The sequence below is a fragment of the Enterobacter sp. V89_11 genome (assembly GCF_029967775.1).
Taxonomy (GTDB): Bacteria; Pseudomonadota; Gammaproteobacteria; order Enterobacterales; family Enterobacteriaceae; genus Enterobacter; species Enterobacter ludwigii.
The window spans coordinates 221,963-238,816 of the sequence record NZ_JASCAN010000001.1 but is presented as its reverse complement, the minus strand read 5'-3'; the positions used below and the strand labels follow the sequence as shown (position 1 = coordinate 238,816).

Here is a 16,854-nt window from a genome sequence, read left to right as displayed (position 1 = left end):
TCATATTTCTGTAACAATTTGTGCGTTGATTCACAGTAACAATCACCGTGATTTCTTAACATCGCCGCCTCTCTGGAGTGTGGGGCAGTTAAACCCCTGTAAATTCAATACCTGGCCACGGAGGCTGTCATGCTCAGTATCTTCAAACCTGCGCCGCATCGGGCGCGTCTGCCAGAGGCAGAAATTGATCCGCTATACCGTCGTCTGCGTTGGCAAATCTTCCTGGGGATCTTCTTCGGGTACGCGGCGTACTACCTGGTACGTAAAAACTTTGCGCTCGCCATGCCGTATCTGGTGGAACAGGGCTTTTCTCGTGGCGATCTGGGGTTCGCGCTGTCGGGGATCTCTATCGCCTACGGTTTTTCCAAATTCATCATGGGTTCAGTGTCCGATCGCTCGAATCCACGCGTATTCCTGCCTGCGGGTCTGATCCTGGCGGCAGCGGTGATGCTGTTCATGGGCTTTGTGCCATGGGCAACCTCCAGCATCGCCGTGATGTTCGTGCTGCTGTTCCTCTGTGGCTGGTTCCAGGGAATGGGGTGGCCGCCGTGCGGGCGCACCATGGTGCACTGGTGGTCGCAGAAAGAGCGTGGCGGCATCGTGTCGGTGTGGAACTGCGCGCATAACGTCGGTGGCGGTATTCCACCTCTGCTGTTCCTGCTGGGGATGGCGTGGTTTAACGACTGGAAAGCCGCGCTTTATATGCCTGCCTTTGGTGCCATTCTGGTGGCGGTTATCGCTTTCGCCCTGATGCGTGACACGCCGCAGTCCTGTGGCCTGCCGCCGATTGAAGAGTACAAAAACGACTATCCGGATGATTACAGCGAGCAGCATGAAGAAGAGCTGACGGCCAAACAGATCTTCATGAAGTACGTCCTGCCCAACAAACTGCTGTGGTATATCGCGGTGGCCAACGTCTTCGTGTACCTGCTGCGTTACGGCATCCTCGACTGGTCACCTACCTATCTGAAAGAGGTGAAGCATTTCGCGCTGGATAAATCCTCCTGGGCTTACTTCCTCTATGAGTACGCCGGGATCCCGGGGACGCTGATTTGCGGCTGGATGTCGGACAAAGTGTTCCGGGGTAACCGTGGTGCGACGGGCGTCTTCTTTATGACGCTGGTGACCATTGCCACCGTGGTTTACTGGCTCAACCCGCCGGGTAACCCGTCAGTCGATATGGCCTGTATGATCGTTATCGGCTTCCTGATTTACGGCCCGGTTATGCTGATTGGTCTGCATGCCCTGGAGCTGGCGCCGAAGAAAGCGGCAGGTACGGCAGCCGGCTTTACCGGTCTGTTCGGTTACCTGGGCGGTTCGGTCGCGGCGAGCGCCATTGTGGGCTACACCGTTGACTTCTTCGGCTGGGACGGCGGCTTTATGGTGATGATTGGCGGTAGCGTGCTGGCGGTGCTGCTGTTGATTGTGGTGATGATTGGTGAAAAACGTCATCACGCCGAAATGCAGGCGCGTCGTCAATAAGGAGAAGGCTGATGAAATTAACTTACGTAGCAACGGGCCTGCTGCTGGCGGGCCTGATGACAGGCTCAGCGCTGGCTAACGAGAAAATGGTTATCGCCCATCGCGGCGCAAGCGGCTATCTGCCAGAGCACACGCTCCCGGCAAAAGCGATGGCCTATGCGCAGGGGGCAGATTATCTCGAGCAGGATCTGGTGATGACCCGTGACGATCAGCTGGTCGTCCTTCATGACCACTATCTTGACCGCGTGACGGACGTGGCTGAGCGTTTTCCGGCCCGCGCCCGCAAAGATGGTCGCTACTACGCCATTGACTTTACGCTGGATGAGATTCGTTCGCTGAAGTTTACCGAGGGTTTCGAGGTTGAAAACGGCAAGAAGGTGCAGGTCTATCCGGGACGTTTCCCGATGGGTAAATCTGATTTTCGCATTCATACCTTCGAAGAAGAGATTGAGTTTGTTCAGGGACTGAACCACTCAACCGGGAAAAACATCGGCATCTACCCGGAGATAAAAGCGCCGTGGTTCCACCATCAGGAAGGGAAGGACATTGCCGCGAAGACGCTGGACGTGCTGAAAAAGTACGGCTACACCAGCAAGCGCGACAAAGTCTATCTGCAGTGTTTTGACGCCGCTGAGCTGAAGCGCATTAAAACCGAGCTGGCGCCAAAGAGAGGGATGGATCTCAATCTGGTACAGCTGATTGCCTACACCGACTGGAATGAAACTCAGGAGAAACAGCCCGACGGCACGTGGGTGAATTACAACTACGACTGGATGTTTAAGCCGGGCGCAATGAAACAGATCGCGCAGTACGCCGACGGTATCGGACCGGATTACCATATGCTGGTGGCGGAAGGCTCAACGCCGGGCCACGTCAAGCTGACGGCAATGGTGAAAGAGGCGCATGCCAGCCATATGCAGGTTCATCCGTATACGGTGCGTGCGGACCAGCTACCGGCTTATGCGACGGACGTAAACCAGCTGTACGACGTGCTGTATAACCAGGCCGGGGTGGACGGGCTGTTCACCGATTTCCCGGATAAAGCCGTGCAGTTTTTGAAGTAAAAGAAAAAGGGCCGTAAGGCCCTTTTTTATGTCGCCCGGAGGGGCGGTTTACATCTCAATCTCTATATCGCCTTTTGCCCGGCAGCAGCAGGGCAAAATTTCACCTTCGTTGATGAAGGCCAGCGGTTCGGTCAGCCAGTCCACTTGTCCGGCGACTAAACGGCAGCGACATGAGCCGCAATAGCCTGAGCGGCATTGATACTCCACTTCAACCTGATGCGCCTCAAGCGCAATCAACAGGGAAGGGTGTTCTTCCTGGCACAGCACTTCGGTACCGGAAAGGCTAAGCGTTACGCGGCTCATCAGAGCTGGAAGTCGCTCAGGTCGTCGGTGTTAACTTCAGAGTCAATCTGCCCGACCAGATAAGAACTGACTTCCACTTCCTGTGGCGCAACCTGCACGTTATCGGATACCAGCCAGGTGTTGATCCACGGAATTGGGTTAGAGCGGGTTTTGAACGGCAGCTCAAGCCCGACCGCCTGCATACGGATGTTGGTGATGTACTCAACATACTGGCACAGGATGTCTTTGTTCAGGCCAATCATGGAGCCGTCGCGGAACAGGTAGTCTGCCCACTCTTTCTCCTGCTGAGCAGCCAGCACGAACAGGTCATAGCACTCCTGTTTGCACTCTTCGGCAATCTCAGCCATCTCCGGATCGTCTGTACCGCTGCGCAGCAGGTTCAGCATATGCTGGGTGCCGGTCAGGTGCAGGGCTTCGTCACGGGCGATCAGACGGATGATTTTGGCATTACCTTCCATCAGCTTGCGTTCCGCAAAAGCGAAGGAGCAGGCGAAGCTCACGTAGAAGCGGATGGCTTCCAGTGCGTTAACGCTCATCAGGCACAGGTAAAGCTGTTTCTTCAGCGCGCGCAGGCTCACGGTGACGGTTTTGCCGTTCACGGTGTGGGTGCCTTCGCCCAGCAGATGCCAGTAGCTGGTCATCTCGATCAGTTCGTCGTAGTAGTGCGCAATACCTTCAGCACGTTTCTGGATCTGCTCGTTAGTGACGATATCGTCAAACACCACCGCCGGATCGTTAACGATGTTGCGGATAATGTGGGTGTAAGAGCGGGAGTGGATGGTCTCAGAAAACGCCCAGGTTTCCACCCAGGTTTCCAGCTCCGGAATGGAGATCAGCGGCAGCAGCGCCACGTTCGGGCTACGGCCCTGAATGGAGTCCAGCAGCGTCTGGTACTTCAGGTTGCTGATGAAGATATGCTTTTCGTGCTCCGGCAACGCCTGGAAATCGATACGATCGCGAGAGACGTCAACTTCTTCCGGGCGCCAGAAGAAGGAGAGTTGCTTTTCAATCAGCTTTTCGAAGATGTCATATTTTTGCTGATCGTAGCGTGCCACGTTGACCGGTTGCCCGAAGAACATCGGCTCTTTGAGCTGGTCGTTTTTCGTCTGTGAAAAGGTGGTGTATGCCATGAATTGGAGTCCTGTCTTACGAAATAAAGGCGGGGATATCCCCGCCCTTCATTAGATCTTACATGCGCCGCTTTCGCAGCCATCGTCCTGAATTGACGGTGCCATGTCATCCTGAGCGTCTTCCGCACCATCACGGGTGTTGTGATAGTACAGGGTTTTCACACCAAATTTGTAGGCGGTGAGCAGGTCTTTCAACAGTTGCTGCATTGGTACCTTGCCAGACGGGAAGCGCGTCGGGTCGTAGTTGGTGTTAGCAGAAATCGACTGGTCGATAAACTTCTGCATGATCCCCACCAGCTGCAGGTAACCGTCGTTGTTTGGCATTTCCCACAGCAGCTCATAGTTGTCTTTCAGCAGCTCGTAGTCAGGCACAACCTGACGCAGGATACCGTCTTTCGACGCTTTAATGCTGACGTGGCCGCGCGGTGGTTCAATACCGTTGGTGGCGTTAGAGATCTGCGAGGAGGTCTCAGACGGCATCAGGGCAGACAGCGTGGAGTTACGCAGGCCGTGAGTCTTGATGGATTCACGCAGCGCTTCCCAGTCCAGATGCAGCGGTTCGTTAGAAATCGCATCCAGGTCTTTCTTGTAGGTATCGATCGGCAGAATGCCTTTCGCATAGGTGGTTTCGTTGAACCACGGGCACGCGCCTTGCTCTTTCGCCAGCTCGTTGGAGGCTTTCAGCAGGTAGTACTGAATCGCTTCGAACGTTTCGTGGGTCAGGTTGTTCGCGCTGCCGTCGGAGTAACGCTTACCGTGTTTCGCCAGCCAGTAGGCAAAGTTGATAACGCCGATACCGAGGGTACGACGGCCCATTGCTCCACGTTTTGCCGCCGGGATTGGGTAGTCCTGGTAATCCAGCAGGGCATCCAGCGCACGCACGGCCAGCACCGCCAGCTCTTCCAGCTCTTCCAGGCTCTTGATAGCGCCCAGGTTGAAAGCAGAGAGGGTGCAGAGCGCGATTTCGCCGTTTTCGTCGTTAACATCTTCCAGCGGTTTGGTCGGCAGGGCGATTTCCAGGCACAGGTTAGACTGGCGCACTGGCGCAACCACCGGGTCAAACGGGCTATGGGTGTTGCAGTGGTCAACGTTCTGAATGTAGATACGGCCGGTAGAGGCACGTTCCTGCATCATCAGGGAGAACAGGTCAACCGCCTTAACGCGCTGCTTACGGATGCTGTCGTCTTTTTCGTATTTGGTGTACAGACGCTCAAACTCATCCTGATCGGCGAAGAACGCGTCATACAGGCCCGGGACGTCGGACGGGCTGAACAGGGTGATGTCTTCACCTTTCAGCAGACGGGTGTACATCAGCTTGTTGATCTGTACGCCGTAGTCCATGTGACGAACGCGGTTGCCTTCAACGCCACGGTTGTTTTTCAGTACCAGCAGGCTTTCCACTTCCAGGTGCCACATTGGGTAGAACAGGGTGGCAGCACCACCGCGTACGCCGCCCTGAGAGCAGGATTTTACCGCGGTCTGGAAGTGTTTGTAGAACGGGATACAGCCGGTGTGGAACGCTTCACCGCCGCGAATCGGGCTACCCAGTGCACGGATGCGACCGGCGTTGATGCCGATACCGGCACGCTGGGAGACATATTTCACGATGGCGCTGGAAGTCGCGTTGATGGAATCCAGGCTGTCACCACACTCGATCAGGACGCATGAGCTGAACTGACGGGTTGGGGTACGCACGCCAGACATGATTGGCGTAGGCAGAGAAATCTTGAACGTGGAAACCGCATCGTAGAAACGCTTCACGTATTCCAGACGGGTGTCACGCGGGTAGTTAGAGAACAGGCAGGCGGCCACCAGAATATAGAGGAACTGGGCGCTTTCGTAGATCTCACCGGTCACACGGTTCTGAACCAGGTATTTGCCTTCGAGCTGCTTCACCGCCGCGTAAGAGAAGTTCATGTCGCGCCAGTGATCGATAAACCCGTTCATCTGCTCGAACTCTTCTTCCGTATAGTCTTCCAGCAGATGCGTGTCGTATTTGCCCAGCTCAACCATTTTCACCACGTGATCGTAAAGCTTTGGCGGCTCAAACTGGCCGTACGCTTTTTTACGCAGGTGGAAAATCGCCAGACGTGCAGCGAGGTACTGATAATCCGGGGCTTCACGGGAGATGAGATCCGCCGCAGCCTTGATGATGGTTTCGTGGATATCAGACGTCTTGATGCCATCGTAGAACTGAATGTGAGAGCGCAGTTCAACCTGGGAGATAGATACGTTATTCAGTCCTTCTGCTGCCCAGTCGAGAACACGATGGATTTTGTCCAGATTGATACGCTCGGTGGTACCGTCGCGCTTAGTCACCAGCAGACTCTGATTCATGTGGGTTTTACCTGTCCGTGAAATAAAAAATATCCCCCGCTTATCCACAGATCCGTCTTGTGACTAACTCTGTGGATAAATACTACATATAGGGGGTTTGCGATAAGAAAAACGCTATATGGTGAGTATTCTAGTATCGAATCTTTTCAGCACAAGGGTTGATTTTGACGTTAAATTGAGGTTGTCAAAGGGTAAAAAAGGCTAAGTCCTCGTACCGTAAGGCCTGGAAGAGATGTCAATAATTAAGAAAAAAAATTCAAAATTTGATCGAGTGCTGATTTCTTCAACGGGAGGTCAGAATTGCGCAACATGATGTCGCGCAATCTTTATAAGAATAATGGATGACGTCAGTCGTTTTTGGCGGTTGTATGCAACATATAGTTAACATCTACACCCGGTGCGAGTTTGAATTTATCGGTCAATGGATTGTAATGCAGACCGGTGATGTGCTGCTCCTTGAGCCACGTTTGATCAACCCAGCTCAGTAATTCAGCAGGCTTGATGAATTTCTTCACGTCGTGCGTGCCTTTTGGCACCATACGCAGCACATACTCCGCCCCGACGACCGCCATCAGCCAGGCTTTTCCGTTTCGGTTGATCGTCGAGAAGAAGACCTGGCCGCCCGGTTTCACCAGTTTTGCACAGGCGTGAACCACGGACTGGGGGTCGGGAACGTGCTCCAGCATCTCCATACAGGTCACCACGTCGTACTGATGGGCATGCTTTGCCGCATGTTCTTCGACGGTTTCCTGCACATATTCCACCTGCACTCCAGATTCCAGCGCATGAAGACGGGCAACCTGCAGCGGTTCAAAGCCCATATCCAGACCGGTGACGGTGGCCCCTTCGCGCGCCATGCTTTCTGCCAGAATGCCGCCGCCGCAGCCGACGTCGAGCACTTTCTTACCGAACAGGCCGCCGGAACGCTCCGCGATATAGCCCAGACGCAGCGGGTTAATGCGGTGCAGAGGTTTAAACTCACCTTCGAGATCCCACCAGCGGGATGCCACCGCTTCGAATTTGGCAATCTCTTCATGGTCAACGTTGTGAGCCACCGGGGATTTTTCGGCATTCATGGGCGCTTTTACTCCTTATTTTGCAAGACTTCGGAGTATATCAGCCCGCGCGGTTGAATAAAGCTTATTGGTTTACCTCAATCACCGCGGCTGTGTTATAATTTGCGACCTTTGAATCCGGGATACAGTAGAGGGATAGCGGTTAGATGAGCGACCTTGCGAGAGAAATTACACCGGTTAACATCGAGGAAGAGCTGAAGAGCTCCTATCTGGACTATGCGATGTCGGTCATTGTTGGCCGTGCGCTGCCGGACGTCCGCGATGGCCTGAAGCCGGTACACCGTCGCGTACTATACGCCATGAACGTATTGGGCAATGACTGGAATAAAGCCTACAAAAAATCTGCCCGTGTCGTTGGTGACGTAATCGGTAAATACCATCCCCATGGTGATTCCGCGGTGTACGACACTATCGTCCGAATGGCGCAGCCATTCTCGCTGCGTTACATGCTGGTAGATGGTCAGGGTAACTTTGGTTCTATCGACGGCGACTCCGCCGCGGCAATGCGTTATACGGAAATCCGTCTGGCGAAAATTGCCCATGAGCTGATGGCTGACCTGGAAAAAGAGACGGTTGATTTCGTTGATAACTATGACGGCACGGAACGCATTCCGGACGTTATGCCAACGAAAATCCCTAACCTGCTGGTGAACGGTTCGTCCGGTATCGCCGTCGGTATGGCAACCAACATTCCACCGCATAACATCACGGAAGTGATCAACGGTTGCCTGGCCTATATTGAGGATGAAGACATCAGCATTGAAGGGCTGATGGAACACATCCCGGGTCCAGACTTCCCGACGGCGGCGATCATCAACGGTCGTCGTGGTATTGAAGAAGCGTACCGCACCGGACGTGGCAAGATTTATATCCGTGCCCGCGCCGAAGTGGAAGCGGACGCCAAAACCGGCCGTGAAACCATCATTGTTCACGAGATCCCGTATCAGGTGAACAAAGCGCGTCTGATTGAAAAAATCGCCGAGCTGGTAAAAGAAAAACGTGTTGAAGGCATCAGCGCGCTGCGTGACGAATCTGATAAAGACGGCATGCGCATCGTGATTGAAATCAAACGCGACGCGGTGGGCGAGGTTGTACTGAACAACCTGTATTCCCAGACTCAGCTCCAGGTCTCCTTCGGTATCAACATGGTTGCATTGCACCATGGTCAGCCGAAGATCATGAACCTGAAAGATATTCTGAGTGCGTTTGTGCGTCACCGCCGTGAAGTGGTGACTCGCCGTACTATTTTCGAACTGCGTAAAGCCCGCGACCGTGCGCATATCCTTGAAGCGCTGGCCGTTGCACTGGCAAACATCGACCCAATCATTGAGTTGATTCGCCGTGCACCAACCCCTGCGGAAGCGAAAGCGTCTCTGATTGCCCGTCCGTGGGATCTGGGCAACGTGGCCGCCATGCTGGAACGCGCTGGCGACGATGCTGCGCGTCCTGAGTGGCTGGAGCCTGAGTTCGGCGTGCGTGACGGTCAGTACTACCTGACTGAACAGCAGGCCCAGGCGATTCTGGATCTGCGTCTGCAGAAACTGACTGGCCTTGAGCACGAAAAACTGCTCGACGAATACAAAGAACTGCTGGAACAGATTGCCGAGCTGCTGCATATCCTGGGTAGCGCAGAGCGCCTGATGGAAGTGATCCGTGAAGAGCTGGAACTGGTCCGCGATCAGTTCGGCGATGAGCGTCGCACCGAAATCACGGCGAACAGCTCTGATATCAACATTGAAGATCTGATCAACCGCGAAGATGTGGTGGTCACCCTGTCTCACCAGGGCTATGTGAAGTATCAGCCGCTGACCGACTACGAAGCACAGCGTCGTGGCGGTAAAGGCAAATCGGCAGCACGTATTAAAGAAGAAGACTTTATTGACCGTCTGCTGGTGGCAAACACCCATGACACGATCCTCTGCTTCTCAAGCCGTGGTCGTCTGTACTGGATGAAGGTCTATCAGCTGCCAGAAGCGAGCCGTGGTGCACGTGGTCGTCCAATCGTGAACCTGCTGCCGCTGGAAGCGAACGAACGTATCACCGCGATTCTGCCGGTACGTGAGTACGAAGAAGGCGTGAACGTCTTTATGGCGACCGCCAGCGGTACCGTGAAGAAAACCGCGCTGACCGAATTCAGCCGTCCACGTTCTGCCGGTATCATCGCGGTGAACCTGAACGACGGTGACGAACTGATTGGCGTTGACCTCACCTCCGGTTCTGATGAAGTGATGCTGTTCTCCGCCGCCGGTAAAGTGGTGCGCTTCAAAGAGAACGCGGTTCGTGCGATGGGCCGTACTGCAACAGGTGTTCGTGGTATCAAACTGGCCGGTGAAGATACCGTCGTTTCCCTGATCGTTCCGCGCGGTGAAGGTGCTATCCTGACCGTCACGCAGAACGGCTACGGTAAACGTACTGCCGAAAGCGAATACCCGACCAAGTCTCGTGGCACGCAGGGCGTTATCTCTATCAAGGTTACCGAGCGCAACGGATCCGTTGTGGGTGCGGTACAGGTAGACGATGCCGACCAGATCATGATGATCACGGATGCCGGTACGCTGGTGCGTACACGCGTATCTGAGATCAGCGTGGTTGGCCGTAATACTCAGGGTGTGATCCTCATCCGTACCGCGGAAGATGAAAACGTCGTGGGTCTGCAGCGTGTAGCTGAGCCTGTGGATGACGAAGAGCTCGACTCCATCGACGGTAGCGTCGCAGAAGGTGATGATGAAATCGCACCAGAAGCCGATACCGAAGATGATGCAGCGGATGACGCTGACGAGTAATGTCTCCTGATGCAAAAAGGGCCGGTTTCCGGCCCTTTTCTTTTGCACAAGCAGATAAGTGAACGTTGCGACAAGGCGCGTTTACCGCTACCTTAACCACATTCTTTTTGACCCCGACGGCGGAGCCTCGCCCCCTTGAAATACCTCGTCTCCTTTCGTACCACGCTGAAAGTCTCTCGCTATCTGTTTCGGGCGCTGGCGCTCTTGCTTTGGTTGCTGGTGGCATTATTGTCGGTGTTTTACATCGTTAACGCCCTTCATCAGAAAGAAGCGGAGATCCGCCAGGAGTTTAACTTAAGCTCCGATCAGGCCCAGCGCTATATTCAGCGAACGTCCGACGTGATGAAGGAGCTGAAGTACATTGCCGAGAATCGCCTGACCGCGGAAAACGGCATTCTTGCCATCCGAGGGCGTAATGACAAAACCGAAGTACCGAATTTCGAGCCGCTGTTTCCGGATTCCGATTGCTCTGCGATGGGCAGCACCTGGCGCGGTTCACTGGAGTCGCTCTCCTGGTTTATGCGCTACTGGCGTGACAACTTTTCCGCCGCCTATGATCTGAACCGCGTCTTCCTGATTGGCAGTGAAAATCTCTGCATGGCCGACTTTGGCCTGCGCGATGTGCCCGTCGAGCGCGATGATGCGCTGAAAAGCCTGCACGAACGTATTGTGAAATATCGCAATGCGCCGCAGGACGAGCGCGGGAATAACATCTTCTGGATAAGCCAGGGGCCACGCATGGGGGTGGGCTATTTCTACGCCCTGACGCCGGTCTATCTGGGCAATCGTCTGCAGGCGCTGCTGGGGATTGAACAGACCATTCGCATGGAAAACTTCTTCACGCCGGGCAGTCTGCCGATGGGCGTGACCATTCTGGATGAAAACGGACATACCCTGATCTCACTTGCCGGTCCGGATAATCGACTGAACGTCGACCCGCACTGGATGCAAGAGCGGTCGTGGTTTGGCTATACCTCAGGCTTCCGTGAGCTGGTGCTTAAAAAGAGCTTGCCGCCTTCGTCGCTGAGTATTGTCTATTCGCTGCCCGTGGATATGGTGCTTGAGCGGATCCGCATTCTTATCATGAACGCGATTTTGCTGAACCTGCTGGCCGGGGGGGCGCTGTTTACCCTCGCGCGAATGTATGAGCGCAAAATCTTTATACCCGCCGAAAGCGACGCCCAGCGGCTGGAAGAGCACGAGCAGTTTAACCGCAAGATTGTCGCCTCGGCGCCGGTGGGGATCTGCATCCTGCGCACGCAGGACGGGACCAATATCCTCAGTAACGAGCTGGCGCATAACTACCTGAACATGCTGACGCATGAGGACCGACAGAGGCTGACGCAGATTATCTGTGGCCAGCAGGTGAACTTCGTTGACGTGCTGACCAGCACGCACACGAACCTGCAAATCAGCTTTGTGCACTCCCGCTATCGTAATGAGAACGTGGCAATTTGCGTCCTGGTAGACGTCTCGGCGCGTGTGAAGATGGAAGAGTCCCTGCAGGAGATGGCGCAGGCCGCCGAGCAGGCCAGCCAGTCAAAATCCATGTTCCTCGCCACCGTCAGCCACGAATTGCGTACCCCGCTGTACGGGATTATCGGTAACCTTGATCTTCTGCAGACCAAAGAGCTGCCGAAAGGGGTCGATCGCCTGGTGACGGCGATGAATAACTCCTCCAGCCTGCTGCTGAAAATCATCAGCGATATTCTCGATTTCTCCAAAATTGAGTCGGAGCAGCTGAAAATTGAGCCGCGGGAGTTCTCTCCGCGCGAGGTGATGAACCACATCAGCGCCAACTATCTGCCGCTGGTGGTGCGTAAACAGCTGGGCCTCTACTGCTTTATTGAGCCGGACGTGCCGCTGACGCTGCATGGCGATCCGATGCGTCTGCAGCAGGTCATTTCTAACCTGCTCAGTAACGCCATTAAATTTACCGATATCGGCTGCATTGTGTTGCACGTGTGTCGGGCAGGGGACTACCTGAGTATTCGTGTGCGTGATACCGGCGTGGGTATCCCGGCGAAGGAAGTGGTGCGTCTGTTTGACCCGTTCTTCCAGGTCGGTACCGGCGTACAGCGTAACTTCCAGGGGACCGGGCTGGGTCTGGCGATCTGTGAGAAGCTCGTGAGCATGATGGACGGCGATATCTCCGTTGATACCGAGCCAGGCATGGGCAGCCAGTTTACTATCCGCATTCCGCTCTATTCTGCCCAGTACCCGGCAAAAGCGGTGGTGGACGGCCTGAGCGATAAGCGCTGCTGGCTGGCAGTACACAATGCCTCACTGAATGATTACCTGACGGCGCTTCTTACCCACAGCGGCGTGCGCGTGTCCCGCTATGAAGGGCAAACGCCGGATGTCGACGATGTGCTGATCACCGACGAGATGCTGGAACAACCCTGGCAGGGCAGAGGGGTGGTTCACTTCTGCCGTCGCCATATCGGTATTCCGGTCGAACGAGCTCCGGGTGAATGGGTGCACAGCGTGGCGACGCCGCATGAGCTCATGAGCCTGCTGGCACGTATTTACAGCGTGCAGCTGGAAGATAGCGACGGGGCGACGGAGTTGCCGTCACCGGATGCGCTGGCATCGCTGAATGACGATATGATGATTCTGGTGGTGGATGACCATCCGATTAACCGTCGCCTGCTGGCAGACCAGCTGGGTTCGCTTGGCTATCAGTGCAAAACCGCCAATGACGGCGTGGATGCGCTGAACGTGCTGAGTAAAAACCACATTGATATCGTTCTTAGCGACGTCAACATGCCGAATATGGATGGCTACCGTCTGACGCAGCGTATACGCCAGCTTGGCCTGACGTTGCCGGTCGTGGGCGTGACGGCGAATGCGCTGGCGGAAGAGAAACAGCGCTGTCTGGAGTCAGGGATGGACAGTTGTCTGTCGAAACCGGTGACGCTGGACGTCCTGAAACAGACGATTTCCGTGTATGCGGAACGGGTCAGAAAAGCGAGAGTATAAAAAAAGGCCCGTCAGGGCCTTTTTTGTTGTTTCCCTCACACGCCGGGAGGGGGGAGGTAAGGCCATCAGGCCGCACACCCGGTAAACATCAATCCTTATCCGACGCGCTCAGCGTAACGGAGGAGAGATAGTTTAGCAGCGCAATATCGTTATCCACACCCAGTTTCATCATTGCTGATTTCTTCTGGCTACTGATGGTTTTAATACTGCGGTTCAGCTTCTTGGCAATCTCGGTGACCAGGAAACCTTCGGCGAACAGGCGCAGAACTTCGCTCTCTTTCGGAGACAGGCGTTTGTCGCCATAGCCACCGGCGCTGATTTTTTCCAGCAAACGAGAGACGCTTTCAGGCGTGAACTTCTTGCCTTTCTGCAGAGCAGCGAGCGCTTTTGGCAGATCGGTCGGCGCACCCTGTTTCAGCACAATCCCTTCGATATCCAGATCCAGCACGGCGCTGAGAATGGCCGGGTTGTTGTTCATGGTCAGAACAATGATCGAAATGTCCGGGAAGTGACGTTTGATATATTTGATGAGTGTGATCCCATCACCGTATTTGTCCCCAGGCATAGAGAGATCGGTGATGAGCACATGCGCATCAAGCTTTGGGAGGTTATTGATCAGTGCTGTAGAGTCTTCAAATTCACCGACTACATTCACCCACTCGATCTGTTCAAGTGATTTGCGAATACCGAACAGTACAATCGGATGGTCATCGGCAATAATTACGTTCATATTGTTCATGTATAAGGCTACCTTGCTACAGCAAGCTTTTGACGTAGGCGTCAATGTCGCTGATGTATTTTTCAATGCCAGAGGCATCTTTCTCACGAATTAGATGTTCCAGCGTTTCACATAACTGCTTGCCGGGAACCAGATTAAGCATGGCAAACACCCCTTTAAGCCGGTGTGCTGTCTGTGCCAGCGCTGCAAAATCATTCGCAGCGGACTCAGTATACAACCGCTTAACATCATCTGGTACTGTATCAACAAAGAGTGAATAGTATCCGCTGGCGTGAAGCTCGGCATTTTCATTGCCGCCTAACGGTGATTCCGCTATCTCTTCCTGCGCCAGTTGCTCTTCTATTAGTTGTAGTACAGCTTCCTGCATCGCATTGCTTATATTAAAGTTGACGCGCAGCTGGCCTGGGCCGATTTTTCGCACGCCTGGCTCATCATCGCTTAAAAGCAAGCCGGAGGCAGTAAGATTAGACGGATTATCAGTTAAAAACAGATCAAATTCTTGACTTGAGAGTCTTTCATCCGGCGTTATGCAGGCCGCGCCCCAGTTTTCTAACTGACGAACCACAATATTGCGGATCTCGTTCGAGGTCACATCTACCATCACGACCACATCATCCAGCAGGCGTTCTTCGTCTTCTTCCTGTGGATTCGCCGCCATTTTAACGTGCAGTGAGTAACGCGTGCCAAGTGATTCGCGGGCCTTGATATTCAGATGGCCGCCGAGCTTACGTGCCAGCTGATCGCACAGCCAGAAGGTCAGGGCATTGGCCTTGCCGTAATGATCGCTCTGGGTGTCATTCAGGAACGGGAAATGCAGATTATCGATTTCGCTTGTCGTTACGCCTTCCCCGGTATCCAGGATACGGAACGTCAGGCGATCTTCAGCCGACTCGTCGGTACTGACTTCCAGGGTGATCTTGCCGATCTGGGTGGTGGTGACGGCGTACTGAATAATCATCAGCAGAATGCGACGCAGCGCTTCGCGATCGCCGTGACGTTCATCATTTGCCGGTAAATGGTTATTGATCAGCAGCTGCAGCCCTTTGCGCTTGATCACGGGCAGGACCTCAGGCACCACTTCATCGATCAGATTCTGGATAGAGAAGAGGGTCGGCGTTCCTTTCCAGAAATCATTTTCGAGCATATTCGCCAGTTGGATCTCATCTACCATGCGCACCAGCGAGTCGGCCTGGCAGGCAAGCTGATGGCTTTCAGATGTATTCAGCGCCGCCGCCTGGGTAGCCAGCGTTTTTAACGGCTTCTTGAAGGCATCGCCAATATTCTGCATAAAAGCAGCGCGCCCCTGCTGGTTTTTCTCATACAGACGTTGTGCCTGCTTGAGCTTTTTATTCACCAGCACTTCACGATCCTGATCGCGGATGATGAAGATCTGCGTGCGGGAGGCGATCTGGCTGCGGAACTGTCGGATCTCATACAGCTCGTTATTAATGGTGGCCTGAATCACGCCCTGATGTTGATCCGCCATAGCGGTGATGTTCTGCAGATTGAGATGAGGCAGCAGGTGGTCAGCAATTTTATTGCTCATCACCGTACGGTTGGCTTCCTGATCGTGAACCAGCACCCCAAGCGGCAGCACGGAAATAATCTCTTCATTCAGCGCGCGCAACACGCGCAGTTCGTTACTGGTTCCTGCCGGGACCGGAGCGGCATCGCTTTGACGCCCTGACTGGAAGCGGAACGTGCTGTAGCCAAACAGCGCCAGCGCCAGCAGGCCGATATTCAGCAGCAGGGGCAGGAGGATATTTTGCAGCGTATCAAGCAGCAGGGTGCCGAACGGCACTTGCCACACCAGACGCATACCGGTTGAGTTCAGCGAAGAGGCAATTTCGATTTTCGAGCCGTTAAAGGAGATCGATACGCTCTCTGCGGCCTCTTTGTCCGATGCGGCACGCATATTCTGAGTGCTGCTGTCCGGCTCCAGACGGAAGCTGTCGAGCGGCATATCCGGTGGAATCAAGTCATTGATGGGCAAATCGAAGGCCACCACCGTCGCCAGATGGCCTGGCTGGTTAAAGGTGGTACGCAGCGTAAAGTAATGGCCATTCTGCCAGGCGAGGCGGCGCAGAGATGAGAAGCTCTCACGTTCATCAAGGGCGTTCGCCTGCTGCAGCATTTCTGCCCGGCGGGAATCGACAATGCTGCCCACGGTCGTCTCTTTGAAACCGGAAGAGAGATCTTTTAGCGGCAGGGTTGAGATCAGGATCATGCTGTTGTCCTGACCGTTCAGATAGTACATCGACCACGGCACCGTCTCGGCACCCCAAAGGGTATCAAGATAGGTTGAGATGCGCTGGGTCATCTCAAGCGTCGCGCTGTCATGAGAGCCGAAGATCAGCGCTTCGGTTTTGCGCTGTGGTTTTTCCAGATAATAGACGTCTTGCTTCAGGCGAGTCTCCTGAAGCCCGTCTCCGGAAGAGGTTGCCGGCGCGGCCGCGATGTTGTCGTAAATCTGCCAGGTTGCATAGCGCCAGGTATCAATGCGCTTGTGGACGGCGTGGGTAATATCAACAACCTGATAGCTCTTGTCCTTCAGCCAGGCGTTAACCGCGCTCTGAACCATAACCCCCATTGTGACTAGCAGCACAACGATCAAAAGAAGAAAGAAACGGGTGATGCTCCCGGGTAAGAGGGAGAATTTGCTCGGAGCGGTAGTTTCAGTCTGACTCATTGATATCTTTAACCCGTAATGGTCGTGCTCTATGGCGATAGGGCAGTATAAAGGGTAATACCTGAATTTCCAGCGTCACGCTCTTTGAACCCGCCACTTTTTCGGCTGACAATATCGGAGAACGCCATTGCATGAAACATGTACAAAGCGAGTGAGAGTGTACAAATAAAAACCGATACATACCGGTAAATAGCACGAATTAACAAGAAATTGAGATTTGCAGTAATGACGCGGTTCTCGAGGAGAGAGGAAACGAATTTAGTTAATAG

At 54.2% G+C, this 16,854-nt stretch carries 10 protein-coding genes; 4 read left to right on the top strand and 6 right to left on the bottom strand.

The genetic code is table 11. The annotated features are described in order from the left end of the window. The first annotated feature begins 129 nt into the window (after positions 1 to 129). Positions 130 to 1,482, top strand: a complete 1,353-nt coding sequence (gene glpT, locus QLG09_RS01000) for a glycerol-3-phosphate transporter (RefSeq protein ID WP_020883160.1) — start codon at positions 130 to 132, stop codon at positions 1,480 to 1,482. Between the two features lie 11 nt (positions 1,483 to 1,493). Further along, entirely contained in the window at positions 1,494 to 2,546 is a 1,053-nt protein-coding gene (gene glpQ / locus QLG09_RS00995; RefSeq protein ID WP_032678598.1) for a glycerophosphodiester phosphodiesterase, read from the top strand. A 48-nt stretch (positions 2,547 to 2,594) separates the two neighbouring features. Here glpQ and yfaE read toward each other — a convergent pair whose 3' ends face one another. From yfaE to ubiG, 4 genes are all read right to left on the bottom strand, one after another. Next, positions 2,595 to 2,849, bottom strand: a complete 255-nt coding sequence (gene yfaE, locus QLG09_RS00990; RefSeq protein ID WP_049022326.1) for a class I ribonucleotide reductase maintenance protein YfaE — start codon at positions 2,847 to 2,849, stop codon at positions 2,595 to 2,597. After that, entirely contained in the window at positions 2,849 to 3,979 is a 1,131-nt protein-coding gene (gene nrdB, locus QLG09_RS00985) for a class Ia ribonucleoside-diphosphate reductase subunit beta (protein ID WP_014170966.1), read from the bottom strand. Before nrdB ends, yfaE begins: the two co-directional genes overlap by 1 nt. 51 nt (positions 3,980 to 4,030) lie before the next feature. Continuing rightward, positions 4,031 to 6,316, bottom strand: a complete 2,286-nt coding sequence (gene nrdA / locus QLG09_RS00980) for a class 1a ribonucleoside-diphosphate reductase subunit alpha (RefSeq protein ID WP_020883162.1) — start codon at positions 6,314 to 6,316, stop codon at positions 4,031 to 4,033. A gap of 347 nt (positions 6,317 to 6,663) precedes the next feature. Then, a complete protein-coding gene (gene ubiG / locus QLG09_RS00975) occupies positions 6,664 to 7,392 on the bottom strand; it encodes a bifunctional 2-polyprenyl-6-hydroxyphenol methylase/3-demethylubiquinol 3-O-methyltransferase UbiG (RefSeq protein ID WP_014170964.1) in 729 nt (242 codons plus the stop codon). A 146-nt stretch (positions 7,393 to 7,538) separates the two neighbouring features. Here ubiG and gyrA point away from each other — a divergent pair, with 146 nt between their 5' ends. Together gyrA and rcsC are read left to right on the top strand one after the other, a co-directional pair. After that, positions 7,539 to 10,175, top strand: coding sequence for a DNA topoisomerase (ATP-hydrolyzing) subunit A (gene gyrA, locus QLG09_RS00970; protein ID WP_014170963.1), 2,637 nt, complete (start codon positions 7,539 to 7,541; stop codon positions 10,173 to 10,175). A 135-nt stretch (positions 10,176 to 10,310) separates the two neighbouring features. Next, positions 10,311 to 13,157 (top strand): two-component system sensor histidine kinase RcsC, encoded by a 2,847-nt coding sequence (gene rcsC / locus QLG09_RS00965; RefSeq protein ID WP_049022331.1) that lies wholly within the window; start codon positions 10,311 to 10,313, stop codon positions 13,155 to 13,157. An 88-nt stretch (positions 13,158 to 13,245) separates the two neighbouring features. Here the strand turns inward: rcsC and rcsB are convergent, their stop codons facing one another. Together rcsB and rcsD are read right to left on the bottom strand one after the other, a co-directional pair. Continuing rightward, positions 13,246 to 13,896 (bottom strand): response regulator transcription factor RcsB, encoded by a 651-nt coding sequence (gene rcsB / locus QLG09_RS00960; protein ID WP_006176468.1) that lies wholly within the window; start codon positions 13,894 to 13,896, stop codon positions 13,246 to 13,248. Between the two features lie 16 nt (positions 13,897 to 13,912). Beyond that, positions 13,913 to 16,585 carry a phosphotransferase RcsD gene (gene rcsD / locus QLG09_RS00955; protein ID WP_014170960.1) on the bottom strand — a complete coding sequence of 891 codons (2,673 nt, stop codon included), beginning with the start codon at positions 16,583 to 16,585 and terminating at the stop codon, positions 13,913 to 13,915. Positions 16,586 to 16,854: the final 269 nt, after the last annotated feature.